General features: G+C 72.6%; 24 protein-coding genes. 13 read left to right on the top strand and 11 right to left on the bottom strand.

Features of this window, described 5'->3' with window-relative positions:
* The first annotated feature begins 315 nt into the window (after nucleotides 1-315).
* The 6 genes from AMK18_RS20870 to AMK18_RS20845 all read left to right on the top strand — a co-directional run bounded on the left by AMK18_RS20870 (nucleotide 316) and on the right by AMK18_RS20845 (nucleotide 7,495).
* The gene (locus AMK18_RS20870) at nucleotides 316-1,953 is read left to right on the top strand and encodes a protein kinase domain-containing protein (protein ID WP_073863893.1); all 1,638 of its coding nucleotides are present in this window, start codon (nucleotides 316-318) and stop codon (nucleotides 1,951-1,953) included.
* A 228-nt stretch (nucleotides 1,954-2,181) separates the two neighbouring features.
* Entirely contained in the window at nucleotides 2,182-2,493 is a 312-nt protein-coding gene (locus AMK18_RS20865; RefSeq protein ID WP_239079328.1) for a hypothetical protein, read from the top strand.
* A 73-nt stretch (nucleotides 2,494-2,566) separates the two neighbouring features.
* On the top strand, nucleotides 2,567-3,190 hold the full coding sequence (locus AMK18_RS20860) for a PadR family transcriptional regulator (RefSeq protein WP_018101951.1): 624 nt from the start codon (nucleotides 2,567-2,569) through the stop codon (nucleotides 3,188-3,190).
* A 39-nt stretch (nucleotides 3,191-3,229) separates the two neighbouring features.
* Nucleotides 3,230-3,997, top strand: a complete 768-nt coding sequence (locus AMK18_RS20855) for an ABC transporter ATP-binding protein (protein WP_018101950.1) — start codon at nucleotides 3,230-3,232, stop codon at nucleotides 3,995-3,997.
* Nucleotides 3,994-6,849 carry an FtsX-like permease family protein gene (locus tag AMK18_RS20850; RefSeq protein ID WP_073863891.1) on the top strand — a complete coding sequence of 952 codons (2,856 nt, stop codon included), beginning with the start codon at nucleotides 3,994-3,996 and terminating at the stop codon, nucleotides 6,847-6,849. Before AMK18_RS20855 ends, AMK18_RS20850 begins: the two co-directional genes overlap by 4 nt.
* A 94-nt stretch (nucleotides 6,850-6,943) precedes the next feature.
* Nucleotides 6,944-7,495 (top strand): bacterial proteasome activator family protein, encoded by a 552-nt coding sequence (locus AMK18_RS20845; protein WP_026171369.1) that lies wholly within the window; start codon nucleotides 6,944-6,946, stop codon nucleotides 7,493-7,495.
* A 62-nt stretch (nucleotides 7,496-7,557) separates the two neighbouring features.
* Here AMK18_RS20845 and AMK18_RS20840 read toward each other — a convergent pair whose 3' ends face one another.
* The 7 genes from AMK18_RS20840 to pdhA all read right to left on the bottom strand — a co-directional run bounded on the left by AMK18_RS20840 (nucleotide 7,558) and on the right by pdhA (nucleotide 15,842).
* The gene (locus AMK18_RS20840; RefSeq protein ID WP_073863890.1) at nucleotides 7,558-8,547 is read right to left on the bottom strand and encodes an NAD(P)H-quinone oxidoreductase; all 990 of its coding nucleotides are present in this window, start codon (nucleotides 8,545-8,547) and stop codon (nucleotides 7,558-7,560) included.
* A gap of 32 nt (nucleotides 8,548-8,579) precedes the next feature.
* Nucleotides 8,580-9,653, bottom strand: a complete 1,074-nt coding sequence (locus tag AMK18_RS20835) for a potassium channel family protein (protein WP_018101946.1) — start codon at nucleotides 9,651-9,653, stop codon at nucleotides 8,580-8,582.
* 20 nt (nucleotides 9,654-9,673) lie between these two features.
* The gene (locus tag AMK18_RS20830; RefSeq protein ID WP_073863889.1) at nucleotides 9,674-11,389 is read right to left on the bottom strand and encodes a molybdopterin molybdotransferase MoeA; all 1,716 of its coding nucleotides are present in this window, start codon (nucleotides 11,387-11,389) and stop codon (nucleotides 9,674-9,676) included.
* Nucleotides 11,386-12,234, bottom strand: coding sequence for an NTP transferase domain-containing protein (locus AMK18_RS20825; RefSeq protein WP_073863888.1), 849 nt, complete (start codon nucleotides 12,232-12,234; stop codon nucleotides 11,386-11,388). The genes AMK18_RS20830 and AMK18_RS20825 overlap by 4 nt, the downstream gene beginning before the upstream one ends.
* 64 nt (nucleotides 12,235-12,298) lie before the next feature.
* Nucleotides 12,299-13,651 carry a dihydrolipoamide acetyltransferase family protein gene (locus AMK18_RS20820; protein ID WP_073863887.1) on the bottom strand — a complete coding sequence of 451 codons (1,353 nt, stop codon included), beginning with the start codon at nucleotides 13,649-13,651 and terminating at the stop codon, nucleotides 12,299-12,301.
* Nucleotides 13,651-14,682: an alpha-ketoacid dehydrogenase subunit beta gene (locus tag AMK18_RS20815; RefSeq protein ID WP_018101942.1), complete on the bottom strand. Its 1,032-nt coding sequence runs from the start codon at nucleotides 14,680-14,682 to the stop codon at nucleotides 13,651-13,653. The genes AMK18_RS20820 and AMK18_RS20815 overlap by 1 nt, the downstream gene beginning before the upstream one ends.
* Nucleotides 14,679-15,842 (bottom strand): pyruvate dehydrogenase (acetyl-transferring) E1 component subunit alpha, encoded by a 1,164-nt coding sequence (gene pdhA / locus AMK18_RS20810; protein ID WP_073863886.1) that lies wholly within the window; start codon nucleotides 15,840-15,842, stop codon nucleotides 14,679-14,681. Before pdhA ends, AMK18_RS20815 begins: the two co-directional genes overlap by 4 nt.
* A gap of 201 nt (nucleotides 15,843-16,043) precedes the next feature.
* Between pdhA and AMK18_RS20805 the strand changes: the two genes are divergently transcribed.
* On the top strand, nucleotides 16,044-16,565 hold the full coding sequence (locus tag AMK18_RS20805) for an Lrp/AsnC family transcriptional regulator (protein WP_234011792.1): 522 nt from the start codon (nucleotides 16,044-16,046) through the stop codon (nucleotides 16,563-16,565).
* Between the two features lie 22 nt (nucleotides 16,566-16,587).
* Here the strand turns inward: AMK18_RS20805 and AMK18_RS20800 are convergent, their stop codons facing one another.
* A complete protein-coding gene (locus AMK18_RS20800; protein WP_018101939.1) occupies nucleotides 16,588-17,190 on the bottom strand; it encodes a TetR/AcrR family transcriptional regulator in 603 nt (200 codons plus the stop codon).
* 123 nt (nucleotides 17,191-17,313) lie between these two features.
* On the opposite strand from AMK18_RS20800, the gene paaN reads away from it, so the two are divergent.
* On the top strand, nucleotides 17,314-19,014 hold the full coding sequence (gene paaN, locus AMK18_RS20795; protein ID WP_073863885.1) for a phenylacetic acid degradation protein PaaN: 1,701 nt from the start codon (nucleotides 17,314-17,316) through the stop codon (nucleotides 19,012-19,014).
* Nucleotides 19,015-19,156: 142 nt separating this feature from the next.
* Here paaN and AMK18_RS20790 read toward each other — a convergent pair whose 3' ends face one another.
* From AMK18_RS20790 to AMK18_RS20780, 3 genes are read right to left on the bottom strand one after another with little or no spacing between them, the layout of a single operon-like run.
* Nucleotides 19,157-19,852, bottom strand: a complete 696-nt coding sequence (locus tag AMK18_RS20790) for a TrmH family RNA methyltransferase (protein ID WP_073863884.1) — start codon at nucleotides 19,850-19,852, stop codon at nucleotides 19,157-19,159.
* Nucleotides 19,849-21,099: an HTTM domain-containing protein gene (locus AMK18_RS20785; protein ID WP_073863883.1), complete on the bottom strand. Its 1,251-nt coding sequence runs from the start codon at nucleotides 21,097-21,099 to the stop codon at nucleotides 19,849-19,851. The genes AMK18_RS20790 and AMK18_RS20785 overlap by 4 nt, the downstream gene beginning before the upstream one ends.
* Nucleotides 21,096-21,803 carry a DUF5819 family protein gene (locus AMK18_RS20780; protein WP_073863882.1) on the bottom strand — a complete coding sequence of 236 codons (708 nt, stop codon included), beginning with the start codon at nucleotides 21,801-21,803 and terminating at the stop codon, nucleotides 21,096-21,098. Before AMK18_RS20780 ends, AMK18_RS20785 begins: the two co-directional genes overlap by 4 nt.
* Before the next feature lie 103 nt (nucleotides 21,804-21,906).
* On the opposite strand from AMK18_RS20780, the gene paaA reads away from it, so the two are divergent.
* The 5 genes from paaA to AMK18_RS20755 are packed head-to-tail and all read left to right on the top strand — an operon-like array spanning nucleotide 21,907 to nucleotide 25,464.
* Complete coding sequence (gene paaA, locus AMK18_RS20775; RefSeq protein ID WP_073863881.1) at nucleotides 21,907-22,926, top strand: 1,2-phenylacetyl-CoA epoxidase subunit PaaA; 1,020 nt, start codon at nucleotides 21,907-21,909, stop codon at nucleotides 22,924-22,926.
* Entirely contained in the window at nucleotides 22,923-23,213 is a 291-nt protein-coding gene (paaB, locus tag AMK18_RS20770) for a 1,2-phenylacetyl-CoA epoxidase subunit PaaB (protein ID WP_018101933.1), read from the top strand. Before paaA ends, paaB begins: the two co-directional genes overlap by 4 nt.
* A complete protein-coding gene (paaC, locus tag AMK18_RS20765) occupies nucleotides 23,210-23,911 on the top strand; it encodes a 1,2-phenylacetyl-CoA epoxidase subunit PaaC (protein WP_073863880.1) in 702 nt (233 codons plus the stop codon). Before paaB ends, paaC begins: the two co-directional genes overlap by 4 nt.
* Nucleotides 23,905-24,405, top strand: coding sequence for a 1,2-phenylacetyl-CoA epoxidase subunit PaaD (gene paaD, locus AMK18_RS20760; RefSeq protein ID WP_018101931.1), 501 nt, complete (start codon nucleotides 23,905-23,907; stop codon nucleotides 24,403-24,405). The genes paaC and paaD overlap by 7 nt, the downstream gene beginning before the upstream one ends.
* Entirely contained in the window at nucleotides 24,406-25,464 is a 1,059-nt protein-coding gene (locus AMK18_RS20755; protein ID WP_073863879.1) for a 2Fe-2S iron-sulfur cluster-binding protein, read from the top strand.
* Nucleotides 25,465-25,513 lie beyond the last annotated feature (49 nt).

Here is a 25,513-nt window from a genome sequence, read left to right as displayed (position 1 = left end):
GCGCCCGCGGGGTCTCACGGTGCCTTGCTGCGTCGCCGGCTGCGCTGCCGGCCGCATTGCCCCGTCACGCTACAGCCTCGATGGGACAAGCCGATTCGGCGCCGGACCGGCCATCCAATCGGCTGGCGCGCCCCCGACGCAAATTCCATGCTGATCCTGTAACGCTTCCGAGACGCTTCCAGCGCGTACGGTCACGGAACGGGCACCCGGCTTGACGTGTCGTACCCCTACGGCAGACTTGGCCAGTAATTACGGATGATCGCGTGAGTCGCGCGCCGAGTTCCCGGGAGTCGCGCGCCGAGGGGGAAGCAAGTCATGAGCCACGACGGCGGACACGGTTCGCAGGGTCGTTACGCGGGCGGGTCCGTCGCCGGCGGCCGCTACCAGCTGCGCGACCTGCTCGGCGAAGGCGGGATGGCGTCCGTATACCTGGCGTACGACTCCGCCCTCGACCGACAGGTCGCCATCAAGACGCTCCACACCGAGCTGGGCCGCGAGCAGTCGTTCCGCGAGCGCTTCCGCCGCGAGGCCCAGGCCGTGGCCAAGCTCCAGCACACCAACATCGTCTCGGTGTTCGACACGGGCGAGGACGAGCTCGGCGGCGCGCTGATGCCGTACATCGTCATGGAGTACGTCGAGGGGCAGCCGCTCGGCTCCGTGCTCGCGGCGGACATCCGCTCCCAGGGCGCCATGCCCGCCGACAAGGCGCTCAAGGTGACCTCGGACGTGCTGGCCGCGCTCGACACCAGCCACGAGATGGGCCTGGTGCACCGCGACATCAAGCCGGGCAACGTCATGGTGACCAAGCGCGGCGTCGTGAAGGTCATGGACTTCGGCATCGCCCGCGCCATGCAGTCGGGCGTGACGTCGATGACGCAGACCGGCATGGTCGTCGGCACCCCGCAGTACCTCTCCCCCGAGCAGGCCCTCGGCCGCGGCGTCGACGCGCGCTCCGACCTGTACTCGGTCGGCATCATGCTCTTCCAGCTGCTGACCGGGCGCCTCCCCTTCGACGCGGACTCCCCGCTCGCCATCGCGTACGCGCATGTGCAGGAGGAGCCGGTCGCCCCGTCCACGATCAACCGGTCGCTGACGCCCGCGATGGACGCCCTCGTCGCCCGCGCGCTCAAGAAGAACCCGAACGAGCGCTTCCCGAGCGCGGCGGCCATGCAGGACGAGATCGCCCGCGTGCTGAGCGCGAGCGGTCACACCGGCGCCCCGGTGATCGTCGGCGACGGCGGCGCCCCGGCCAACAGCGGCTCGGGCGTCGGCTCGGCAGTCTTCCCGCCCGTCGACCAGTCCGCCCCGGCCCCGCACAGCGTCCAGACGCCGTACCAGCCGGGCCCGTACCAGTCCCCCGGCCCGTACGGCCCGGCGACGCCGGCCCCGGCCACCAACCCGTCGTACGGCTACCCGCAGACGGGCGCCCCGGCCTACCAGAGCCCGGCGCCGCTGCAGCACCAGACGCACGCGCCGTACGCGGCCTCCCCGCAGACGACGACGTCACCGGCCTCGGGCGGCGGCTCCAAGCGGAACATGCCGGTGATCATCGGCTCGATCGTCGTCGCGCTGGTCGCGATCGGCGGCCTGATCACGGTCATCGCGATGAACGGCGACGACAAGGGCGGCGCGGACGCCAAGGCCACCGAGTCCCCGTCCGGAGAGCACCGCGATCCGGAGCGGAACCGGACGATCGATGCCGAGAAGTGCTCGGCCGCGTCGGAGGACACCGACGACCCGCAGAAGGTCGACGCCCCGAACTTCATGTACAAGGACCTGCTCTCGGTGCGCGCCTGCGCGGACGCGGCGGGCTGGACGCTCAAGGTGAAGAAGGTCCCGGGCAACGCGTACGCGGAGGACCAGGTCGTCAACCAGTTCCCGTCGTCCGGAGCTGCGGTTTCGGAGACCGGCGCCCACTTCGAGCTGGAGGTCGCCACGGGGGACCCCGCGTAGTTCGCGGGCGGGCCGCCATCCGTACGCCTCACCCGGGATGCCGGTCGTGCCGTCGCGTGTGACGGTGACCGCATGGCTTCGGGACGGCTCCGCGCACGCTCTTCTCGGGGCGTGGCCTGCCTGGCGCTGACGGCGGCCGCGTCCCTGGGGGCGACGGCTCCGGACGCGTCGTCTTCGTCCTCGTCTTCTTCGTCTTCCGCTTCTCCTTCGCCGAGCGCGTCCCGTCCCGTGGACGCGCAGTCTCCGCTTGCCGGATGGCCCGCCGGGGCGGGGCGGCAGCGGCCCGGGCGTTCGGCCGCCGAGGTGGCCGAACAGGACGCGCTGGAGGACCGGCAGCCGCGGCCCTCGCCCTCCGCATCCGCCGCCGTGCCGGTCTTCACCCCCGACCCGGCCGACTTCCGCGACCCCCCGCCCGAGGGCCGGCAGGCCCTGAGCGGGACGACCGTGCGGCGCTTCCAGCAGCTGTCGCTCGGCGCGGGAATCGCCCTGGTCGGGCTGGGTCTCGGCTTCCTCGCCCTGCGTATGCGCCGGGCCCGCTGACGTACGGCCCTCCTTCCGAACCGCTGCCCGCGGAGACTTGCGGTGATCAACATACTCGGTATACATACTCAGTATGTCGATCCGTCACGGGCTCCTCGCCCTCCTGGAGCGCGGGCCGCGTTACGGCTCCCAGCTCCGCACCGAATTCGAGTCGCGCACCGGCTCCACCTGGCCGCTGAACGTCGGGCAGGTGTACACGACGCTGAGCAGGCTGGAGCGCGACGGCCTGGTCGCCCAGGACGGCGAGGACGACCAGGGCCACGCCCTCTACTCGATCAGCGACGCCGGGCGCGCCGAGCTGCGCGCCTGGTTCGAGACGCCGGTCGACCGCAGCAACCCGCCCCGTGACGAGCTGGCCATCAAGCTGGCCATGGCGGTCGGGGCGCCCGGCGTCGACATCAAGGCCGTCATCCAGGCCCAGCGCCACCACACGGTGAAGGCCATGCAGGACTACACCCGCCTCAAGGCGCAGTCCCTCGCCCAGGCCCCCGCCAACCGCGACGAGGTGGCGTGGCTGCTCGTCGTGGAGCAGCTGATCTTCCAGGCCGAGGCCGAGGCGCGCTGGCTGGACCACTGCGAGGCCCGGCTGATCCGGCTCGCCGAAGCCGCCGCCACGGAGCCGGAGGAGGGCCCGTCGCCGGGCCCGGCCGCCCGCACCGCCGCCCGGCCGTCCGCCCGGTCCCGCACGCGCCGCTGAGTCCGGCGCCCTCTACATCCACCGTTCCGAGAGGGAATCATGTCCCCGCACGTCCCGTCTCCGTCCGCCCCGGCCCTGCCGGTGGACGCGCCGGTGCTCGAACTCCGCTCGCTCACCCGCACCCACGGCACCGGCATCGCCGAGGTGCAGGCGCTGCGCGGCATCAGCCTGTCGGTGCACGCCGGTGAGCTCGTCGCCGTCATGGGCCCGTCCGGCTCCGGCAAGTCCACCCTGCTCACCCTCGCCGGCGGTCTCGACACCGCGAGCGGCGGCCAGGTGATCATCGAGGGCCAGGACATCTCCGCGCTCGGCCGCAAGGGGCTCGCCGCCCTGCGCCGCCGCAGCGTCGGCTACGTCTTCCAGGACTACAACCTGATCCCCGCCCTGACCGCCGCCGAGAACATCGCCCTGCCCCGCGAGCTGGACGGCGTCTCGGTCCGCAAGGCCCGCAAGGAGGCCCGCGCCGCGCTGGAGGAGATGAACCTCCTGGAGATCGCGGACCGCTTCCCGGACGAGATGTCCGGCGGCCAGCAGCAGCGCGTCGCCATCGCCCGCGCGCTGGTGGGCGACCGGCGCCTGGTCCTCGCCGACGAGCCGACCGGGGCGCTCGACTCGGAGACCGGCGAGGCCGTCCTCGCGCTCCTGCGCAACCGCTGCGACCAGGGCGCGGCCGGGGTGATGGTCACGCACGAACCGCGGTACGCGGCCTGGGCGGACCGGGTCGTCTTCCTGCGGGACGGTTCGATCGTGGACCAGACGCTGACGGCCGGGGCCGATTCGCTGCTGGCCGCCGGGGGAGCCGAGTGAGCGTCTTCACGGGGTGGCGCGCCGCCCTCCGGATAGCCCGCCGCGACGCCCTCCGGGCCAAGGGCCGCAGCGCCCTGGTGGTCGCGATGATCGCGCTGCCGGTCCTCGGGGTGACGGCCGCCGACATCACGTACCGCAGCGCGGAGCTGAGCCCGGCCGAGCGGCTGACGGCCGAGATCGGCGCGGCCGACGCGGTGTACAGCGACGTCGGCCTGGGTCCGATCCAGCAGATGCCCGACGGCAACATGTACGACCGGGCGAGCGGCAAGGAGCCCTCCGAGGAGCCGAAGCCGGTGGACATGCGCGCCGTGTTCCCGAAGGGCGTACGGGCAGTCAGCGAGCAGTCCGTGTCCGCGACCGTCACCACCTCGTACGGCATCGCGAGCACCGAGATCACCGAGTTCAGGACCTCGGACCGGATGGCCCGGGGGCGGATCGACCTCGTCGGGGGCGCGTTCCCGCGCTCCGCGGGCGAGCTGGTGGCCACCGAGGCGTTCCTGGACTCGGCGGGTCTGCATGTGGGCTCCGACGTCACGGTGACGACCTCCGGCAAGAAGTACACGATCACCGGTGCGGTGGAGCTGCCCGCCGACCTGGAGGCGAAGGCGCTGTACGCGGAACCGGGCGCGGTGATCGCCCCCTGGGCGGCCCTGGCCGGACGCGACAAGAAGGTGCCCGCGCCCCAGCCGAGCGAGACGCGGTGGCTGGTCGAGGGGGCCGGGGACGCCGGGATCGGCTGGCAGGACGTGCTGGCCGCCAACAAGGCCGGTGCCCTCGTCACCTCCCGGCAGGTCTTCGAGAACCCGCCGCCCGACTCCGAGATCCCGCTGCTGCGGACGAACCCGCAGTACGCCGAAGACCGCAGCTACACCTCCGACGAGACCGGCGCCGCCCTGATCACCGTCGTCGCGATGGCGCTCCTGGAGGTCGTGCTGCTGGCCGGACCCGCGTTCGCCGTCGGCGCCCGCCGCTCCCGGCGCCAGCTGGGCCTGCTCGGCACGTGCGGCGGTGACCGGAGCCAGGTCCGCGCCGTGGTCCTCGGGGGCGGTCTCGTCCTCGGCGGCGTCGGCGCGGTCGCCGGTGTCGTGACCGGCCTGGTGCTGACGGTGGCGTTCCGGCCGCTGATCGAGGGCTGGGCCGGTCACCGCTTCGGCTCCCTCGCGCTGCACCCGGCCGAGCTCCTGGTCATCGCCGTGCTCGGTCTGGTCACCGGCCTGCTGGCGGCGTTCGCCCCGGCGATCGTGGCCGGCCGGCAGTCGGTGCTGGAGTCGCTGACCGGCCGGCGCGGGGTGCGCCGAAGCTCCCGGGTGCTGCCGGTCACGGGCGCCTGCGTGCTCGCGCTCGGTGTGCTGATCGCCGTGTACGGGGGCACCGGCGGCAACTCCATGCTGGTCGCCGGCGGCTCGGTCGTCGCCGAGCTGGGCCTGCTGGCCTGCATCCCGGTGATCGTCGGGCTGCTGGGGCGGCTCGGGCGCAGGCTTCCGCTCTCGCCGCGGATGGCGCTGCGGGACGCGGCCCGCAACCGGGGCCGTACCGCTCCGGCGGTGGCCGCCGTCATGGCAGCGGTCGCGGGCTCCGTGGCCATCGCGACGTACATGTCCAGCAGCCTGGCCGAGTCCGACTACGCGTACATGCCGATGCTGACCAAGGGCACGATCGCCCTGTCGGCCGGCGACTCCGAGGCCGCCGAGCGGCTTCCGGCGGCCCGCGCCGCCGTCGAGCACGACATGGCGGTGACCGGCCGCCGGGCCGACATCTCCCGGGTCTGGGCGGGCAGCGACTGCAGCGTCTACTTCGAGGACGAGAACGGCGGCTGCGGCTCCCTCTCGCTGGTCAAGCCGACCGGCAAGGGCCACACCTGCCCGCTCGACACCAAGGGCGCCAAGGAGCTGGCCGCGCGGCTCTCCGCCGACGAGCACCGCGCGATGATGCGGACCCCCGCCTGTGTGGACGTCCACACCTCCACCGGGTCCTTCAGCTACGACTCCGACAACATCGTCGTCGGTGACGCGGCACTGCTCGGCACGTACGTGAAGCTGGACGACCCGGCGGCGGCCGCCGCGCTGAAGGCCGGCACCCCGGTCCTGCTCAACGAGGCGTACGCGGAGAACGGCGAGGTCACCCTCAAGGCCGTCCACACGTACAACGCCGAGGACAAGAAGAACCGCAAGCTGCACCCCGGGCCCGCCCGGAAGACGACGGACCGGCTGAAGGTGTACATCGCGAAGCCCGAGTACGCCACGACGCCCGGCATCCGCATGATCCTCCCGCAGCGGACCGCCGAACGCCTCGGCCTGCACACGAAGCCGTACGGCAGTGTGTACGCCGTCGGCCACGAGCCCACGGACGCGGAGAACCAGCGGGTCACCGCGGCCATCGACCAGGCCGGGGGCGGTCTCTGGGTGCAGAGCAACTCCGGGCCCAACGACCGGGGCAGCACGATCCTGCTGATCCTCACCCTGTTCGCCGGGGTGGTGACGGTGGGCGCGGCCGCGATCACGACCGGTCTGGCCAAGGCGGACGCGGAGGCCGACCTCACCACGCTCAGCGCGATCGGCGCGGCCCCGCGCGTGCGGCGGTCGCTCTCCGGATTCCAGTGCCTGGTGGTGGCGCTGACGGGGGTGCTGCTCGGGACGGCGGCGGGTCTGGTGCCCGCGGTGGCTCTGCGGCTGGTCGATCTGCGCGAGGCGATGGAGTACATGCGGGAGGACCCCATGGAGTCCGCGTACACGCCGATCGTGCTGCCCTGGGCGACCATCGGCCTGCTGGCCGTGGCGGTCCCGCTGCTGGCGGGCGGCCTCGCGGCGGTCTTCACCCGCTCGCGGGTGGCCCTGGCGAGGCGGGCCGGCTGAGCCGTAGGACCGTTCGGTGCCCCCGGATGCGGTGGATCAGCCGTTTCCGGGGGCACCACATGGTTGAACACCGTGTGTGCGAGACAATGGCGGCATGGAGATGCCGAGGAATGAACGGTCGCAGGAGCACCCCCAGGTCCTCGTAGTGGGGCAGGACGGAATGGCGATCGGCGGCGGTGGCGGTGGCACGGACGACGAGTCGCGGGAGGTCCCGGTGACGGAGATGGTCGAGCAGCCCGCGAAGGTCATGCGGATCGGCAGCATGATCAAGCAGCTCCTGGAGGAGGTCAGGGCCGCTCCTCTCGACGAGGCGAGCCGGGTGCGGCTCAAGGAGATCCACGCCGGTTCCGTGAAGGAGCTGGAGGACGGCCTCGCACCGGAGCTGGTGGAGGAGCTGGAGCGGCTGTCCCTGCCGTTCACCGAGGACTCGGTCCCCTCCGAGGCGGAGCTGCGGATCGCCCAGGCCCAGCTGGTGGGCTGGCTGGAGGGCCTCTTCCACGGCATCCAGACCGCGCTGTTCGCCCAGCAGATGGCGGCCCGCGCCCAGCTGGAGCAGATGCGCCGCGCCCTGCCGCCCGGCAGCGGCCCGGAGGAGGACGGCGGCATCGACCCGCACGGCCCGGTCCGCTCGGGGCCGTACCTGTAACCGACCACGCACGAGGGCCCGGCACACAGACGGTGTGCCGGGCCCCTTTCGTACGCGTGCGCTCAGACGGTCGTCGGCGGCTGGAGCAGCACCTTGCCGATGTGGGTGCTGGACTCCATGACCCGGTGGCCCTCGGCGGCGTCCCGCATCGGCACCGTGCGGTCGACCACCGGCTGCACGACGCCCTCCTCGATGAGCGGCCAGACGTGCTCGCGGACGGCCGCGACGATCGCCGCCTTCTCGGCGAGCGGGCGCCCGCGCAGCGAGGTCGCCGTGACGGCCGCCCGCTTGTTGAGCAGCATGCCGAGGTTCAGCTCGCCCTTGGCACCGCCCTGGAGCCCGATGATCGCGAGCCGGCCGTTGACGGCGAGCGCCTGCACGTTCCGGTCGAGGTACTTCGCGCCCATGATGTCGAGGATGACGTCCGCGCCCGCCCCGGCCGTGGTCTCGCGGATCTCCTCCACGAAGTCCTGCTCGTGGTAGTCGATCAGGATGTCCGCCCCCAGCTCGGCGCAGCGCGCCAGCTTGTCGGGGCTGCCGGCCGTCACGGCGACCCGTGCGCCGACGGCCTTGGCCAGCTGGATCGCCATCGTGCCGATGCCGCTGGACCCGCCGTGCACCAACAGGGTCTCGGCGGGCCGGAGGTGGGCCACCATGAACACGTTGGACCAGACCGTGGCCGTCACCTCGGGCAGCGCCGCGGCCCGCACGAGGTCCAGCCCCTTGGGTACGGGGAGGAGCTGGCCCGCCGGAACGGCGACCTTCTCCGCGTAACCGCCGCCCGCGAGGAGCGCGCACACCTCGTCGCCCACGGCCCAGCCGGTGACTCCGGGCCCGAGGGCCGAGACGCGGCCGGAGCACTCCAGGCCCGGGTAGGGGGAAGCTCCCGGCGGCGGGTCGTAGAAGCCCTGGCGCTGGAGCACATCGGCCCGGTTGACCGCACTGGCCGCGACGTCGACGAGGACCTCGCCGTCGCCGGGGACGGGATCGGGCACCTCGGCCCACACGAGCGCCTCGGGGCCACCGGGTTCGGGGATCGTGATCGCATGCATGGCCGCGAGGCTACTCCGTGGGCGGGGCGGTCTCAGGAACGCGGGATGCCCTGGTGCGGCGGGTAGCTGGGCGGCTCGTTCGAGGCGCGGACGATGGTGATGAGGCGGTCCGTCAGCTGCAAGGGACTCGCCGCCGGGTCGTCGTAACCGAGGAGCCGGTGGCCCCGCAGGACGTTGACGACGAGGTCGTCGGTCTCCCGCACGCTCTTGCCCACCTCGCTCTTTATCACCGGCCGTTCGACCAGATCGAGGCCGCTGCCCTGCTGGATGAGGTCCTCCATGACCGTGCCCGCGCTGGGGCTGAGCACGGAGAGGCCGAGCAGCCGGCCCGCCGCGCTGGCACTGGTGATGACGGCGTCCGCACCGGACTGCCGCAGCAGCGGGGCGTTCTCCTCCTCGCGAACCGCGGCCACGATCTTCGCGCCCCGGTTGAGCTGGCGGGCGGTCAGCGCGACCAGCACCGCGGTGTCGTCGCGCTGGGTGGCGATGATGACCTGACGGGCCTTCTGGAGCTCGGCCCGCAGCAGCACATCGCTGCGCGTGGCATCCCCGATGACACCCGTGAAGCCCTCGGCGGTGGCGATCTCGATCACCTTGGACTGCGGGTCGACGATGACGATCTGTTCCTTGCTCAGCCCGGTGGCGCACAGGGTCTGGATGGCCGAGCGGCCCTTCGTCCCGAACCCGACGACGACAGTGTGGTCACGCAAGTTGGTTCTCCAACGCTTCAGCCGGAAGTCCTCCCGGGTCCGCTCCGTGAGGACCTCAAGGGTGGTGCCGACCAGGATGATGAGGAAGAGCACGCGCAGCGGTGTCACGAGCACCACATTGATGAGACGGGCACCGTCGCTGTACGGGGTGATGTCGCCGTATCCGGTGGTGGAGAGGGTGACCGTCGCGTAGTACACCGAGTCCAGCAGGTCGACCTTGCCGTCGGCGGCATCGTGGTAGCCGACCCGGTCGATCCAGACGATGAACACCGTGATGGCCAGGACCATCAGAGCCATCATCAGCCGCTTGGCGACCTGGCGGGCCGGTCCGTCCACGACCCTGCGCGGAAGCATCACACGGGTGGGGACGACCTGTTCGTCCGCCCGCCTGGCCATCGCGTCTTGGCCGGGAAGTTTCACGTGAAACACCCTTCAGTCCACGGCGTCGCCGGGGCCCACGGTAGATCGAGGATCTCCACCTCGGTGCCGGACCGTACCCCGCCCGGCTCCACGACGGCCAACCCGTCCGCGGCGGCGATCCCGCGCAGCATGGCGGGACCGTTGTAGTGCAGTGGTACGACGTGCTCCGCCCCGCCCGCGGTTCCGGGTTCTCCGGCCGCCCGGTGGACCACGGGCACCAGCCGGGTGTCGTGCGGATGCCCGTGCACATCGTCGCGCACGGCCACCCGGTAGGGGTCATCGGGGGTGCGTCCGGCCAGTCCGCCGAGGAGCGGCCCGGCCAGGGTGAGCAGTCCGGAGACGGCGGCCAGGGGGTTCCCGGGCAGCCCGACGATCCAGGGCCCGTCGGAGGGGAGCCGGGCCAGCAGCATCGGATGGCCGGGACGCACGGCGACCCCGTCGACCAGGAGCTCGGCCCCGATCCGGCCGAGGACGCGGTGGACGTGGTCGACGGGCCCGGCGGCGGTGCCTCCGGTCGTGATGATCAGGTCGGCCTCGGAGCAGGTGAGCGCCTTCTCCAGGGCCTCCGCGTCGTCGCCGAGGCGTCGCGGCGGCGTGACCTCGGCGCCCAGCGCGTGCACCCAGGGCCCAATCATGGGGCCCAGCGCATCGCGGATCAGCCCGTCGTGCGGCAGCCCGGCGGTGAGCAGTTCGTCGCCCAGCACCAGGACGTCGACGCGCGGACGGACGCGGACGGGCAGCTCGTCGTACCCGGCGGCTGCGGCCAGTCCGAGCACGGCGGGCGTGACGACCGTGCCCGCGGGAAGCAGGATCTCCCCCGACCGGCACTCCTGACCGCGCGGCCGGATGTCCTGCCCCTGGCTCACGGACCGCTCCGCGTACAGCAGCCCCTTGGCCTCGTCGGCGTGTGCGTGCTCGCTGCGGATGACGGCGGTGCCCTCGGCGGGGATACGGGCGCCCGTGGCGATCCGCACGGCCTCCCCGTCGGGCAGCGGGGCGGGCGCGCCGTGCCCGGCGAGGATGCCGCCGCCATCCTGGATGCGCCAGGGCCCGGGCCCGGCAACGGCCCAGCCGTCCATGGCCGAGGTGTCGAAGGAGGGCAGGTCGGTGAGCGCGGCCAAGGGCTCGCCCAGGACCCGCCCCAGCACCGTGCCGAGCCCGAGCCATTCGGTACGCACGGCACCACGCTGCCCGGCCCGGGTGGCGATGCTCCGGGCCGCGGGCCAGGGGAGCGCTGCGTGCCGGGGGGCGCGGGGCCGGGGGCCGGGCCGGTCCCCGGCGGGGGAGACGCCGGGCCGGGAGGGGGCCGGGTCGGAGCCGTGACGTTCCGGCTGGTCCGTGCAGTCGGCGTCCCTCAGCGGGTTGCCGCCGTGCCCGGGCTCCGAGGGCGCGGCGGGGCGGTTGCCCGGCTCGCCGGACTGCCAAGGAGTGTCGTCGGCCTGCGCGGCGGGGGTGCGGCGCCGCTCACCGGGGGCCGGGGCGTCCGGCCAGTCGTCGTGGAGGCTGGTGAGCCAGTCGGACGGCGCGTCCACCGGCGTGGTCTCCGCGTCGCGGGGCGACGGCCGGCTCACGAGGGCCAAGGCCTGGGCGACGGCCCGGTCCTCATCGGCCTGCGCCTGCGCCTCCGGCCCGGAGGCCTGAGCGGCACCGCCGCCAAGGGCGCCGGAGTCTGCGGGCTCCCCGAGGCCCCCGGGTCCCCCGGACCCCGTCACGGCGTCTCGTTCTCGTCCGCCCACCGGAGCGCGAGCGCGGCCGCCTTGCGGGCGGCCTCCGCCACTGCCTCGGGCCCTCCGCCGTCGCCGCTCGCCTTCGCCGCCGCGTAGCCGACCAGGAAGGTCGTCAGGGGCGCGGCGGGCCGGGCGACGCCGTGGGCGGCGTCACGGGCGAGGTCGAGCAGGAGGCCGGTGTCGACGTCGAGGTCGATGCCGAGTTCTTCCTTGACTGCGGTGATCCATTCGTCCAGCACCGTCCCATGTTCTCTGATCCGGGCCCGGGCCGAAGCGATGTCCTCCCAGGTGTCGCAGTCGAACGAGGCGAGGGGGCCCGCCGCCACCCGGCACAGCGTCAGCTCCTGCGTGAGCAGCCTCAGCGGCAGCCCGCCCAGGCCCCCGTGCTCGGCGGCGAGGCAGGCCAGTTCGTGCCGGAGCGGCTCGCCCCGGTAGACGGCGACGAGCGGCTGGTCGCGCCCGCCCTCGTCGGAGCACAGGGCACCCTCGACGCCCTCCCGCTCCGAGGCGGTCAGCAGGGCGGCGACCGTATCGGCGCCCAGGAACGGCAGATCGGCGGAGAGCACGAGCACCCGCTCCGCCGAGGTGTGCCGGACCCCGGCACCGAGCGCGGCCAACGGGCCACCGCCGGGCGGGACTTCGCGCGCCCAGGTCACGGCCCGCGCGGTGGGCCGCCGGTCCCCCACCACCACGGTGCTCCCGGCGTCGGGGCAGGCGGCGAGGACCCGGTCGAGGAGCGGACGGCCGCCCACCCGCACGGCGGGCTTGTCGGCACCGCCCAGCCGCTTGGCGGCTCCTCCGGCGAGAACGATGGCGTCGTAGGCGGTCATGCCCCGAGTATGCGGGCCCGGCCGACGCCCCGGGCGGCCAGGTCCCGCACCGGCAGGTGACCCCCTACACGCTCCGGAGCAGCAGCGCCGGCTGTTCCACGCAGTCCGCCACGTACCGCAGGAAGCCCCCGGCGGTGCCGCCGTCGCAGACCCGGTGATCGAAGGTCAGGGACAGCTGGACGACCTGACGCACGGCGAGCTCGCCCTCGTGCACCCACGGCTTGGTGACGATCCGGCCGACGCCCAGCATCGCGGCCTCGGGGTGGTTGATGATCGGCGTCGAGCCGTCCACCCCGAAGACTCCGTAGTTGTTGAGCGTGAACGTGCCGCCGGTCAGCTCGGCCGGCGTCAGCGCGCCCGTTCTGGCCGCCTCGGTCAGCCGGGCGATCTCGGCGCCGATCGACTCCGTGGTGCGGGCGTGGGCGTCGCGGACGACGGGGACGACCAGGCCCCGGTCGGTCTGCGCCGCGAACCCGAGGTGGACCTGCGGCAGCCGGACGATCTCGCGCGCCTCCTGGTCCACCGTGGAATTCAGCTCCGGGTAGCGGGCCAGGGCCGCCGTGCAGATGCGGGCGAGGAGGGCGAGCACCGACACCTTGGCCGCACCGGCCCCGGCGGCGCCGTTCATCGCGGCGCGCGCGGCCATCAGCTCGGTCGCATCGGCGTCGACCCAGCAGGTGGCGTCGGGGATCTCCCGTCGGCTGCGGGACAGCTTGTCGGCGACCGCTCCCCGTACGCCGCGCAGCGCGACCCGCTCACCGGCGGCAGCGGACGAAGCGGCGGGGGAGGAGGAAGCGCTGGCCTCCGGAGCGGGCGCCTCGGCGGCCGACCGGATCGCGGACTCGACGTCGGCGCGCAGGATCAGCCCGTCGGGCCCCGACCCGGCGAGCAGGCGCAGGTCCAGATCGTGCTGCCGCGCGAGCCTGCGGACCAGCGGGGACACGACCGCGACCGGCCCGAGCGCGGGGTCGGGGTCGGGAGTGGGGGCCGGGGCCTCGACGGGCGCCACGGACACGGCGACCGCCGCCTTCAGCCCCTCCGGCCGGACCCGCCGACGCCGCACCGGCGGCGCCCCGGTCCCGTACCCCACCAGCACGTTCCCGGACCCGGAATCCGTGACCGAGTCCGTACCGGAATCCGCGTCCGCACCGTCCCCGGCGGATTCCACGGGCGATCCGACGGCCACGGTCAGCAGCGGCGCACCCACCGGCAGCTCGGCGCCCTCGTCGCCGAAGCGGGCGGTCACCACACCCCCGTACGGGCAGGGCACCTCCACCATCGCCTTGGCCGTCTCGACCTCGACCACCGGCTGGTCGATGGCGACGACGTCCCCGACCTCCACCAGCCAGCGCACGATCTCCGCCTCGGTCAGCCCCTCGCCGAGATCCGGAAGCCTGAACTCAAGAACCTGGGCCATCAGTTGTCCGCCTCCCACTGGAGCCGCGCGACGGCGTCGAGCACCCGGTCCACACCAGGAAGGTGGTGCCGCTCCTGCATCGGCGGCGGGTACGGGATGTCGAACCCGGCGACCCGCAGCACCGGCGCCTCCAGGTGGTGGAAGCACTGCTCGGTGATCCGGGCCGCGATCTCGCCGCCGGGGCCGCCGAAGCCGGTGGACTCGTGGACGACGACCGCGCGCCCGGTGCGGCGGACGGAGGCGGCGACGGTCTCGTCGTCGAACGGGACGAGGGAGCGCAGGTCGACCACTTCGAGGTCCCAGCCCTCTTCGACCGCCGCCTGGGCGGCCTCCATGCAGACGGGCAGGGACGGCCCGTAGGTGATCAGGGTCGCGCTGCGGCCGGGGCGGCGCACGACGGCGCGGCCGATGGGCTCCACGGCGGTGGGGTGCTCCGGCGACCAGTCGGCCTTCGACCAGTACAGCCGCTTCGGCTCCAGGAAGACCACGGGGTCGTCCGAGGCGATCGAGGCCCGCAGCAGCCCGTACGCGTCCTCGACCGTGGCCGGGGTGACGACATGGAGACCGGGGGTCGCCATGTAGTACGCCTCCGAGGAGTCGCTGTGGTGCTCGACGCCCCCGATGCCGCCGCCGTAGGGCACCCGGACGGTGATCGGGAGCGGCATCGCGCCCCCGGTCCTGTTCCGCATCTTGGCGACGTGGCTGATGAGCTGCTCGAACGCCGGGTACGCGAACGCGTCGAACTGCATCTCGACCACGGGCCGCAGCCCGTACATCGCCATGCCGACCGCGGCCCCGAGGATGCCCGCCTCGGCGAGCGGGGTGTCCGTGCAGCGCTCGTCGCCGAACTCCTTCGCCAGGCCGTCAGTGATCCGGAAGACCCCGCCGAGCGTCCCGACGTCCTCCCCGAGCACGTGCACCGTGGGGTCCTCGGCCATCGAGTCGCGCAGCGCGCGACCCAGCGCCTGCGCCATGGTGGCGGGCTTGGCCTTCGCCGTCCGCTCCCCGGCCGTCACCGCTGCCGTGGTCATCGCGCCGTTCCCCCGTCTTCCGTGCCGTGCTGGTCGTTCTCCGCGGCCAGCTCCTGGCGCAGCCGGGCCGCCTGCTCCCGCAACTGCGCCGTCTGCTCCGCGTACACATGGGTGAAGAGGTCCATCGGGTCGAGCACCGGGTCCGCGTTCATCCGCTCCCGGAGCGCCGCCGCCATCCGCTCGGCGGCCGCCCGCGCCTCTTCCACGCCCTCGTCGTCGAGCAGGCCGCGCCCGGTCAGCTCGCGCTCCATGAGCTGGACGGGGTCGTGGTCCCGCCACGCATCGACCTCGCTGTCGCCGCGGTAGCGGGTCGCGTCATCCGCGTTCGTATGGGCGTCCATCCGGTACGTGACCGCCTCGACCAGGGTCGGACCGCCACCGCTCCTGGCCCGGGCGACCGCCTCGGAGAGCACCTGGTGCACCGCGGCCGCGTCGTTTCCGTCGACCAGCCGGCCGGGCATGCCGTACCCCACGGCCTTGTGGGCCAGGGACGGGGCCGCCGTCTGCTTGGCCAGCGGTACGGAGATGGCGAAGCCGTTGTTCTGCACGAGGAAGACCACCGGGGCCTTCCAGACCGCCGCGAAGTTCAGCGCCTCGTGGAAATCGCCCTCACTGGTGCCGCCGTCGCCGACCATCGCCAGCGCGACCACGTCGTCGCCCTTCAGCCGCGCCGCGTGGGCCAGGCCCACGGCATGCGGCAACTGGGTGGCGAGCGGGGTGCAGAGCGGCGCGATGCGGTGCGTGCGCGGGTCGTAGCCGGTGTGCCGGTCACCCCGGAGCAGCGTCAGCGCCTCGACCGGGTCGAGACCCCGGGCCACCGCCGCGAGCGTGTCGCGATAGCTGGGGAAGAGCCAGTCCCGCTCCTCGAGGACCAGGGCGGCCGCGATCTCGCACGCCTCCTGGCCCGTGCTCGACGGGTAGACCGCCAGCCGGCCCTGCTTTGTCAGGGCCGTCGCCTGGGCGTTGTACCGCCGCCCGCGCACCAGCTCCGCGTAGAGCCGCAGCAGCAGCTCGGGGTCGGCGTCGGCCACCGCGTCCGTACCGAGGACCCGGTACGGCTCCGGGTCCGGGAGCAGCGGCGCGGGATCGGTCAGCGGCTTCCAGGCCGGGGGCGGCGTGGGCCGGTAGGCGGCCGCACCGGGCAGCTCTTGGACCGTCATGACAGGCACCTCCGAGCATCGAGGGGTGTCGACATATGGTGATATATCGAAAACAGCGTGAAGCACAGGTGTGGCGTGCCTCACCTACCGATTGTTCGGTCGCGAGCGCATTTTGGCTACAGGCACCGCCAGCCTGTGGACAAACGGTTTTCCGCAGCCTGGGATAGGGGCAGGTCGTCCAGGACGGGGAGGCGCGGGAACATGCCAGCTGAACAAATGGCCGACGGGGCCGAGGGGCCGGGCCACGTTCCACCGGCACGCCCGCTCGATTCCATCGACCACGCCATCCTGCGACTGCTCCAGACGGACGGACGCGCCTCGATACGGTCGGTGGCCGACCGCGTGCACGTCTCGCGCGCGAACGCGTACGCCCGGATCAACCGGCTCATCGAGGACGGGGTGATCCGGGGCTTCGGCGCACGGGTGAACCACGAGCGGGCGGGGCAGGGCGCCTCCGCGTACATCACGCTCAAGATCGTCCAGAACTCCTGGCGGACCGTCCGGGAACAGCTCCAGGCGCTGCCGGGAGCCACCCATATCGCGCTGGTCAGCGGCGATTTCGACGTCCTGCTCCTGGTGCACACACCGGACAACCGGACGTTGCGCGAGCTGGTGCTGACCCGCATTCAGGCCATTCCGGAAGTGCTCTCCACGCGCACGCTGCTGGTGTTCGAGGAAACAGACCTGGACCCGGGGCCGGACCGCCCCACCGAGCTCGCCTGAGCGGATACGGGCAGGCCCGTGGTCAACGGCGGTCCGGACCGGCCTTCATGCCGTCGAGGGCGAGCCGCACCACCGTGTCGGCGAGGCGTTCCCCGTCCGCGCCGCCGTCGGGCAGCGGCCGATACCACTCGACCAGCGAGTTGACCATCCCGAACAGCAGCCGCGTCGCGAGCCGTATGTCCACGTCGGAGCGGAGATCACCGTCCGCGACGGCCGCCTTCAGCAGTTCGGCGACCCGCTGGTCGAACTCGCGCCGCCGCTCCAGGGCCCAGCGCTCGGTCTTCGTGTTGCCCCGCACCCGCAGCAGCAGCGTGACGTAGGGGAGTTCGGCTATCAGTACCTCGACGGTACGACGCGTGACGTACTCGACCCGCTCGATCGCGCGGCCTCGCGTCGCACCCGGCTCGTCAAGGATCCCGAACAGCCCGTCGAGCGCCCGGCTGACCGCACGGCGCAGCAGTTCCTCCTTGCCCGCGACGTGGTGGTAGATGGAGGACTTGGAGATTCCGGCCGCCTTGGACAGGTGCTCCATGGACGTGCCGTCGTAGCCGCGCTCGTTGAACACACGGACGGCGACGGTCAGCAGAGTCTCCGGTGTGTACGTGTCCCGCTTGGCCGTGGTCATGTCCGCGATCCTCCCCTACGAGTTGTCCACAGGTTTCGTGGGCCCCCTTGTCCCGACCGATCGTTCGGTTACTCTAACTCTGTCCGCCCGTCCCTGCCCAGCTCGATGAGGAGTTGGTCCGTCATGGCCGCCGAGCTCTCCCCGCACCTGCTGTCCGAGAGGCACCGCTCCACGCTGGACCGGGCCCTCGAGGCGATCCGCACGCGTGACTACTGGTCCCCGCACCCCGAGCACCCGAAGGCGTACGGAGAGGGCGGCGCTCCGGGAAGCCTCGGCGCCGCCGAGGGCAAGGCCGCCTTCGACGCCGTGCTGCACGGCCGCCTCGACCTCGGGCAGCCGGGCACCGACGGCTGGACGGGCGGGGAGGTCTCTCCGTACGGCCCCGAGCTCGGCGTCGAGTACCCGCACGCGGACCTGGACGTGCTGCTTCCGGCGATGCGGGCGGGCATCCCGGCCTGGCGCGAGGCGGGCCCCGAGACCAGGGCCCTGGTCTGCCTGGAGATCCTGGCGCGGATCAGCGCCCGCACCCACGAGTTCGCCCACGCCGTGATGCACACCAGCGGCCAGGCGTTCATGATGGCGTTCCAGGCCGGCGGCCCGCACGCCCAGGACCGCGGCCTCGAAGCCGTCGCCTACGCCTACGAGGAGCAGCTCCGCGCGCCCCGGACGGCCGACTGGTCAAAGCCGCAGGGCAAGCGCGACCCGCTCGCGCTGCACAAGACGTTCATCCCGGCGGGCCGCGGCATCTCGCTGCTGATCGGCTGCAACACCTTCCCCACGTGGAACGGCTACCCGGGCCTCTTCGCCTCTCTCGCCACGGGCAACCCGGTCCTGGTCAAGCCCCACCCCCGCGCGGTGCTCCCGCTGGCCCTCACGGTCCAGCTGGCGCGCGAGGTGCTCGCGGAGGCCGGTTTCGACCCGAATCTCGTCGCCCTGGCCGCCGAGCGCCCGGGTGAGGGCATCGCCAAGACGCTGGCGGTCCGCCCCGAGATCAAGATCATCGACTACACGGGCTCCACGGAGTTCGGCGACTGGCTGGAGGCCAACGCCCGCCAGGCCCAGGTCTACACGGAGAAGGCCGGCGTCAACACGGTCGTCGTGGACTCCACGGACGACTACCGCGGCATGCTCGCCAACCTGGCGTTCTCGTTCTCCCTGTACAGCGGCCAGATGTGCACCACCCCGCAGAATGTCCTCATCCCCCGCTCCGGCATCACCACGGACGCGGGCGACAAGTCGTACGACGACGTGGTCGGCGACATCGCCGCCGCCGTCACCGGCCTCCTGGGCGACGACGCCAGGGCGAACGGCCTGCTGGGCGCCCTGGTCAACCCGGACGTGAAGGCCCGTCTGGAAGCGGCGGCCCACCTGGGCGAGGTCGCGCTCCCGTCCCGCGAGGTGACCAACCCGGACTTCCCGGACGCCACCGTCCGCACCCCCGTGATCGTCAAGCTCGACGCCGCCAAGTCGGACGGCGAGGCCCCGTACCTCTCGGAGTGCTTCGGCCCGGTCTCCTTCGCGGTCGCGGTCGACTCGACGCCGGACGCCCTGGAGCTACTGCGCCGCACGATCCGCGAAAAGGGCGCGATGACGGTCGGCGCGTACACGACGTCCCCGGAGGTGGAGCGCGCGCTGGAGGACGTCTGCCTGGACGAGTCCGCCCAACTCTCCCTGAACCTCACCGGCGGCGTGTACGTCAACCAGACGGCGGCGTTCTCCGACTACCACGGCTCAGGCGGCAACCCAGCAGCCAACGCGGCCCTCTGCGACGGCGCCTTCGTCTCGAACCGCTTCCGCACGATCGAGGTCCGCCGCCAGAGTTGAGGCCCGCCCCGGGCGTAATTCTCAGCCTCGCCGGCGTTTGAGGCGCGGGGTCCGGGGCGGAGCCCCGGTTACGGGAAGGGGCGGGGAGGGGAAAGGGCCCGCCGCAGGCGCACGCCCCACCCCGCCCCGCGCCACCCCCACCTCACCCAGGAATCACCGCATACCGAGCCACCCAGGCATGCATAGCGATGGCGGCGGCCGCCCCCGCATTGATCGACCGCGTAGACCCGAACTGCGCAATGGAACACACCACCTCCGCACACCGCCGAGCCTCCTCCGTCAACCCCGGCCCCTCCTGCCCGAACAGGAGGACACACCGCCGAGGCAGCACCGTCCGCTCCAACGGCACCGCGCCCGGCAGGTTGTCGATGCCAACGATCGGCAGCCCCTCGGCGGCCGCCCAGGCGGTCAGGCTCGCGGTGTCGGGATGGTGCCGGACATGCTGGTAGCGGTCGGTGACCATCGCCCCGCGCCGGTTCCAGCGCCGCCGCCCGACGATGTGCACCTCCTTGGCCAGGAACGCGTTCGCGGTCCGCACCACGGACCCGATGTTGAAGTCGTGGCCCCAGTTCTCCACGGCCACGTGGAAATCGTGGCGGCGCAGATCGAGGTCGGCGACGATCGCCTCACGGGTCCAGTACCGGTACTCGTCGCCCACATTGCGCCGGTCGCCACCGGCCAGCAGCTCGGGGTCGTACCGCTCGTCCTCGGGCCAGGGCAGCGGATGCGGCCCGACACCGATCTCCGTCCCGAACCCCTCGTCGTACTGCGCGGGCTCGTCGCCCACGGGCGCGCCGCTGCCGCTGGTCTCACCGGTGCTGCCGGTCTCACTGCTCACCCGACGAGGGTATGGCTCCCGTCGCCGCCGGGCTCCGGTGCCTCCGGGCCGCCGCCGACGGCACGCGGCGCCGGTACCCGTACCCGCCGCCGGAACACCCGCTCGCGCCCGGCCGCCACCCGCGCACCTAGCCACACCAGGAAGGCGGTCGGCAGGAAGACGGCGTCCGCGGCGATCATGGCCATCGAGAAGAACGGCAGCCCCAGCAGGAGCGCGATCCCCGCGTGCTCGCAGATCATCGCGCCGAGCAGGAAGTTCTTCACGCGCCGGTTGAAGAGGGTGAACGGGAAGGCCACCTGCACGATGACCGTGGCGTACGAGAGCACCATGACCATGACGCCGCTGGAGGCCAGGAGGTCCGACAGGGCGGGCCACGGAGTGAAGTACTCCAGCTTCAGCGGGTAGTACAGCGCGGTGCCGTCCTGCCAGCGCGAGCCCTGGATCTTGTACCAGCCGGCCGTCGCGTAGATCAGGCACACCTCGGCCATGATCACGACGAGGGTGGCGTTGTGGGCGAGGTTGGCGATGACGTCGAGAAGGGCACGGAGCTCGTTGCGCGGCGCGTACCGGTTCACGGCCCACCAGGCGCCCTGGCCGAGCCACAGGCACCACAGGAGGAGCGGCAGCCACACGGTCCCGCCCAGGCCGCCCGCCACCGAGGCGCCCACCAGGACGGCGCCGAGCACCACCCACAGCACGATCCCGGCAGCCTCCCCGGGCACCCGTCGCCCACCGGCCGCCAGGTCGGCGTACTCCTCCGACTCGCGGCGCCGCGCCCGTCGGGCGTCCAGCGACCAGACCTGCCCGCAGCGGGTCAGCGTCAGATAGATGGCCATCAGATGGATGACGTTGTCGCCGCCGTCGCCCATGAAGATGCTGCGGTTCTGCAGCGAGAGGACTCCGGCCATGAAGACCACGGAGACGGCGCGGGTGTGCCAGCCGAGCATCAGCAGGAGGGACGAGACCAGCGCCAGCGCGTAGACGGTCTCGAACCAGAGGTTGCTGTCCGACCACATGAGGGTCGTGAAGGCCTGGTTCCCGGATATCAGCTGCCGCGCCAGGTCCCAGCGCCAGGGCGCGTCGGGGCCGTACATCTCGTGCCGGTGCGGCAGCTCCCGGAGCAGGAACAACAGGAAGGTGCCCGAGAAGCCGATGCGGATGACGGCGCTCTGGTACGGGCCGAGGGCCGAGGCCGTGATGCGCTGGATGAAGCCGGCGAGGCCGCGGCTCGGATGCGGGGTGCTCACTGGGCCGCCCCCAGGTCGTCGGCGGTGACCGTCCACCAGGGCAGGACGCGATAGGACGGGCCGGTGCTGATCTTCTCGTCGCTCCACTCGGGCGCCGCGACGGACCGTATCTCGGACCTGACCTGGATCCTCAGGACGGTCCCGCCGTCGTCCTGGCCGCCGACGCGCAGCATCACGAGGCGGCGGACGTACTTCTCGGACAGGGTGCCGCGCAGGCCGTTGGCCCGGTTCTTGTCGTCGTGCGATCCGGTGTAGAAGTCCCAGGCCCGGCGGAGCTCGTTCTGCTGGACGTGGCTGGGCAGCAGATTGCCGCGTATCGCCTGGCCGTCCTCGGCGGAGAGGTCCCGCCAGGCCGTCGTGCGGGGGCCGTCGGCCCCGGCTATCTCGGTGCGCACCTGAACGGACACGTTCTGCTGCAGGGGGTTGGGTGCGAAGAGCTTCCAGTTCTGTTCGAACTCGGGGTACACCCAGTCGTCCACCGCCGCGCCGTGCTGCTTGGTGAGCGTGTTGGAGGGCGCGACGTGCAGGAAGATCATGGCCAGCTGCATGCAGGCGAGCACCCCGAAGGCGGCGAGCGCCACGGCGGCGCCGATCTGGTACGGCAACGAGAGCCCGGCCATTCCGCCGGCCGTCGCGGGCGCCGCCTCGACGGCGGGAACGGGTCCGCCCTCGTCGCTGGCGACCCTGTCGTCGTCCGAATCCATCCCGCCCCGATCGCGTCGGTTATCCACAGGGTTGACACCCTACGGGCCCCGGACTCACCATTGAAGACATTGAACCGAACGATCGGTCGGTAGGGAGTCCGGGATGGCGGCAGTGACTGCGAGCCAGACAGCGCAGACGGCAGCAGGCGACGGAGCGGGGCCCGACGCGGCCCTCCAGGCCGCCTTCGACGCGGCGGTGGCGGCCGACGAGCGCATCGAGCCGCGCGACTGGATGCCCGACGCGTACCGCGCCTCGCTGGTCAGGCAGATGGCCCAGCACGCCCACTCCGAGATCATCGGCATGCAGCCGGAAGCCAACTGGATCACCCGCGCCCCCTCGCTGCGCCGCAAGGCGATCCTCATGGCCAAGGTGCAGGACGAGGCCGGGCACGGCCTGTATCTGTACAGCGCGGCCGAGACCCTGGGCACCGGCCGCGAGGAACTGCTCGACAAGCTTCACGCTGGGCGCCAGCGCTATTCCTCGATCTTCAACTACCCCACGCTGACCTGGGCGGACGTCGGCGCCATCGGCTGGCTCGTGGACGGCGCCGCGATCACCAACCAGGTGCCCCTGTGCCGCTGCTCCTACGGCCCGTACGCCCGCGCGATGGTCCGCATCTGCAAGGAGGAGTCGTTCCACCAGCGCCAGGGGTACGAACTGCTCCTCGCGCTGAGCAACGGCACCCCCGCACAGCACGAGATGGCCCAGGACGCGGTGAACCGCTGGTGGTGGCCGTCCCTGATGATGTTCGGCCCGCCGGACGACGCCTCGGCCCACTCGGCGCAGTCGATGGCCTGGAAGATCAAGCGGCACTCCAACGACGAGCTGCGGCAGCGGTTCGTGGACATCTGCGTCCCCCAGGCCGAGGCACTCGGCCTGACCCTCCCCGACCCGGACCTCCGGTGGAACGAGGAACGCGGCAGGCACGACTTCGGCGCGATCGACTGGACGGAGTTCCAGGAGGTCCTGAAGGGCAACGGCCCGTGCAACGAGCAGCGCCTCACCCAGCGCCGCAGCGCGCACGAGGAAGGCGCCTGGGTCCGCGAGGCCGCCGCCGCATACGCCAGTAAGCACACACTCGGCGCGGACCAGGCCGTACTGAACGGAAAGGCGACAGCATGAGCAGCTCGACGGACTGGCCGCTGTGGGAGGTGTTCGTCCGCTCGCGGCGCGGGCTCTCCCACACCCACGCCGGCAGCCTCCACGCGCCGGACGCCGAAATGGCCCTGCGCAACGCGCGCGACCTCTACACCCGGCGGTCCGAAGGGGTCTCGCTGTGGGTCGTGCCCTCCGCCCAGATCACGGCGTCGTCGCCGGACGAGAAGGACTCCTTCTTCGAGCCGGCCGGTGACAAGCCCTACCGGCACCCCACGTTCTACGAGATCCCGGACGGGGTGAAGCACCTGTGACCGCGGCCCTCGCCCTGGGCGACGACGCGCTGGTGCTGTCGCACCGGCTGGGGGAGTGGGCCGGCCACGCCCCGGTGCTGGAGGAGGAGGTCGCCCTCGCCAACATCGCCCTCGACCTGCTGGGCCAGGCCCGACTGCTGCTCTCCCTCGCGGGCGACGAGGACGAACTGGCCTACCTCCGCGAGGAACGCGCCTTCCGCAACCTTCAGCTGGTCGAGCAGCCCAACGGCGACTTCGCCCACACCATTGCCCGGCAGCTCTACTTCTCGGTCCACCAGCAGGGCCTGTACGAGCAGCTGGCCGCCGGGGACGGTCCGTTCGCGGAGATCGCGGCCAAGGCGGTCAAGGAGGTCGCCTACCACCGGGACCACGCCGAGCAGTGGACGCTGCGCCTCGGTGACGGGACGGACGAGAGCCACGAGCGGATGCAGCGGGCGGTGGACGCGCTGTGGCGCTTCACCGGCGAGCTGTTCCAGCCGGTCGAGGGCGTCGACGCCGACTGGCAGGCGCTGCACAGCCGCTGGCTGGAGGCCGTCACCGACGTCCTCGGCCGGGCCACCCTGACCGTGCCGACGGGCCCGCAGTCCGGTGCCTGGACGGCGGGCGCGGGCCGGCAGGGCATCCACACGGAGTCCTTCGGCCGGATGCTCGCCGAGATGCAGCACCTGCACCGCAGCCACCCGGGGGCGTCATGGTGACCTGGACCTCCGTCGAGGAGGAGCTGCTGAGCCTCGCGGGCTCCGTCCCGGACCCGGAGCTCCCCGTGCTGACGCTGGAGGACCTGGGAGTGGTCCGCGGCGTGGAGGTGCACGACCCGGACCATGTCACGGTCAGACTGACGCCGACATACACCGGCTGCCCGGCGATCGAGGCGATGTCGGCGGACATCGAGCGCGTGCTGCACGACCACGGCGTGGCCGAGGTGTCCGTGGAGACGGTCCTGTCGCCCGCCTGGTCGACGGACGACATGAGCGCCGAAGGACGCCGGAAGCTGGCGGAGTTCGGCATAGCCCCGCCCCGGCCGCACGACACCGCGTCCGGCGGTCCGGTGCCGCTGGCCCTGTCCGTGCGCTGCCCGCACTGCGGCTCCACCGAGACGGAGCTGCTGAGCCGGTTCTCCTCCACGGCGTGCAAGGCGCTCCGGCGCTGCGTGGCCTGCCAGGAGCCGTTCGACCACTTCAAGGAGTTGTAGATGTTCCATCCGCTCCGGGTCAGCGGGATCGAGCGGCTCACGGACGATTCGGTGGCCGTCACCCTCGCCGTCCCGCCCGGCCTGCACGAGACCTTCCGGCACAAGCCCGGCCAGCACCTCAACGTCCGCTACACCGTGGACGGCGAGGAGGTCCGCCGCTCGTACTCGATCTGCGCACCGGCCCCCGAGCCCTCGGCCGGTCCGGCGCTGCGGGTGGGCATCCGCCTCGTGGACGGCGGCGCGTTCTCCACGTACGCGCTCAAGGAGCTGCTGGTCGGGGACACGATCGAGGCGATGCCCCCGATGGGGCGCTTCGTCCTGACGCCCCGCGCCGGGCAGTTCGCGGCGATCGTCGGCGGGAGCGGCATCACCCCGGTGCTGTCCATGGCGGCCACCCTGCTCGCCCGGGAGCCGAACGCCACGTTCTGCCTGGTCCGCAGCGACCGAACCGCCGCCTCGACGATGTTCCTGGACGAGGTCGCCGACCTGAAGGACCGCTACCCGGACCGGTTCCAGCTCGTCACCGCCCTGTCCCGGGAGGAGCAGCAGGCCGGTCTGCCCTCGGGCCGGCTGGACGGCGAGCGGCTCTCCGGGCTGCTGCCTGCGCTGCTGCCGGTGGCGGAGATCGACGGCTGGTTCCTGTGCGGGCCGCTGGGCCTCGTCCGGGCCGCCGAGGTCGCGCTGCACGGGCTGGGCGTGGACCGCTCCCGCATCCACCAGGAGATCTTCCACGTCGAGGACACCCCCGCCGCGCCCGCCGGGCCCCGGGTCGAAACGCCGGTCGGCGGTGTCCTGACGGCGACGCTCGACGGCCGTTCCGGCACCTGGCCGGTCGAGGGGGGCGAGTCGCTGCTGGAGACGGTGCTGCGCAGCCGCTCGGACGCCCCGTACGCGTGCAAGGGCGGCGTCTGCGGCACCTGCCGGGCGTTCCTGGTCTCCGGCGAGGTGCGGATGGACCGCAACTACGCCCTGGAGCCGGAGGAGACGGACGCGGGTTACGTGCTGGCCTGCCAGTCCCGTCCGGTCACCGAGGAAGTGGAGCTCGACTTCGACCGCTGACGCCCCCGGCGCCGGATGGCCCCGGCGCCGGACGACCGGAGGGGGTCGC

The sequence above is a fragment of the Streptomyces sp. CB01249 genome (assembly GCF_001905735.1).
Lineage (GTDB): Bacteria > Actinomycetota > Actinomycetes > Streptomycetales > Streptomycetaceae > Streptomyces.
The sequence above is the reverse complement of the archived record's forward strand: the minus strand, read 5'-3'. Positions and strand labels throughout refer to the sequence as shown.

Bases quoted from the DNA above. Each gene is read 5' to 3' on its own strand.
- AMK18_RS20805 (WP_234011792.1), top strand. From the start codon at position 16,044: ATGCCAGCTGAACAAATGGCCGACGGGGCCGAGGGGCCGGGCCACGTT.
- AMK18_RS20755 (WP_073863879.1), top strand. From the start codon at position 24,406: ATGTTCCATCCGCTCCGGGTCAGCGGGATCGAGCGGCTCACGGACGAT.
- paaN (WP_073863885.1), top strand. From the start codon at position 17,314: ATGGCCGCCGAGCTCTCCCCGCACCTGCTGTCCGAGAGGCACCGCTCC.
- AMK18_RS20820 (WP_073863887.1), bottom strand. From the start codon at position 13,651: ATGGCCCAGGTTCTTGAGTTCAGGCTTCCGGATCTCGGCGAGGGGCTG.
- pdhA (WP_073863886.1), bottom strand. From the start codon at position 15,842: ATGACGGTCCAAGAGCTGCCCGGTGCGGCCGCCTACCGGCCCACGCCG.
- AMK18_RS20870 (WP_073863893.1), top strand. From the start codon at position 316: ATGAGCCACGACGGCGGACACGGTTCGCAGGGTCGTTACGCGGGCGGG.
- paaD (WP_018101931.1), top strand. From the start codon at position 23,905: ATGGTGACCTGGACCTCCGTCGAGGAGGAGCTGCTGAGCCTCGCGGGC.
- AMK18_RS20855 (WP_018101950.1), top strand. From the start codon at position 3,230: ATGTCCCCGCACGTCCCGTCTCCGTCCGCCCCGGCCCTGCCGGTGGAC.
- paaA (WP_073863881.1), top strand. From the start codon at position 21,907: ATGGCGGCAGTGACTGCGAGCCAGACAGCGCAGACGGCAGCAGGCGAC.
- AMK18_RS20845 (WP_026171369.1), top strand. From the start codon at position 6,944: ATGGAGATGCCGAGGAATGAACGGTCGCAGGAGCACCCCCAGGTCCTC.
- AMK18_RS20835 (WP_018101946.1), bottom strand. From the start codon at position 9,653: ATGGCCAGGCGGGCGGACGAACAGGTCGTCCCCACCCGTGTGATGCTT.
- AMK18_RS20815 (WP_018101942.1), bottom strand. From the start codon at position 14,682: ATGACCACGGCAGCGGTGACGGCCGGGGAGCGGACGGCGAAGGCCAAG.
- paaB (WP_018101933.1), top strand. From the start codon at position 22,923: ATGAGCAGCTCGACGGACTGGCCGCTGTGGGAGGTGTTCGTCCGCTCG.
- AMK18_RS20780 (WP_073863882.1), bottom strand. From the start codon at position 21,803: ATGGATTCGGACGACGACAGGGTCGCCAGCGACGAGGGCGGACCCGTT.
- AMK18_RS20825 (WP_073863888.1), bottom strand. From the start codon at position 12,234: ATGACCGCCTACGACGCCATCGTTCTCGCCGGAGGAGCCGCCAAGCGG.
- AMK18_RS20840 (WP_073863890.1), bottom strand. From the start codon at position 8,547: ATGCATGCGATCACGATCCCCGAACCCGGTGGCCCCGAGGCGCTCGTG.
- AMK18_RS20800 (WP_018101939.1), bottom strand. From the start codon at position 17,190: ATGACCACGGCCAAGCGGGACACGTACACACCGGAGACTCTGCTGACC.
- AMK18_RS20860 (WP_018101951.1), top strand. From the start codon at position 2,567: ATGTCGATCCGTCACGGGCTCCTCGCCCTCCTGGAGCGCGGGCCGCGT.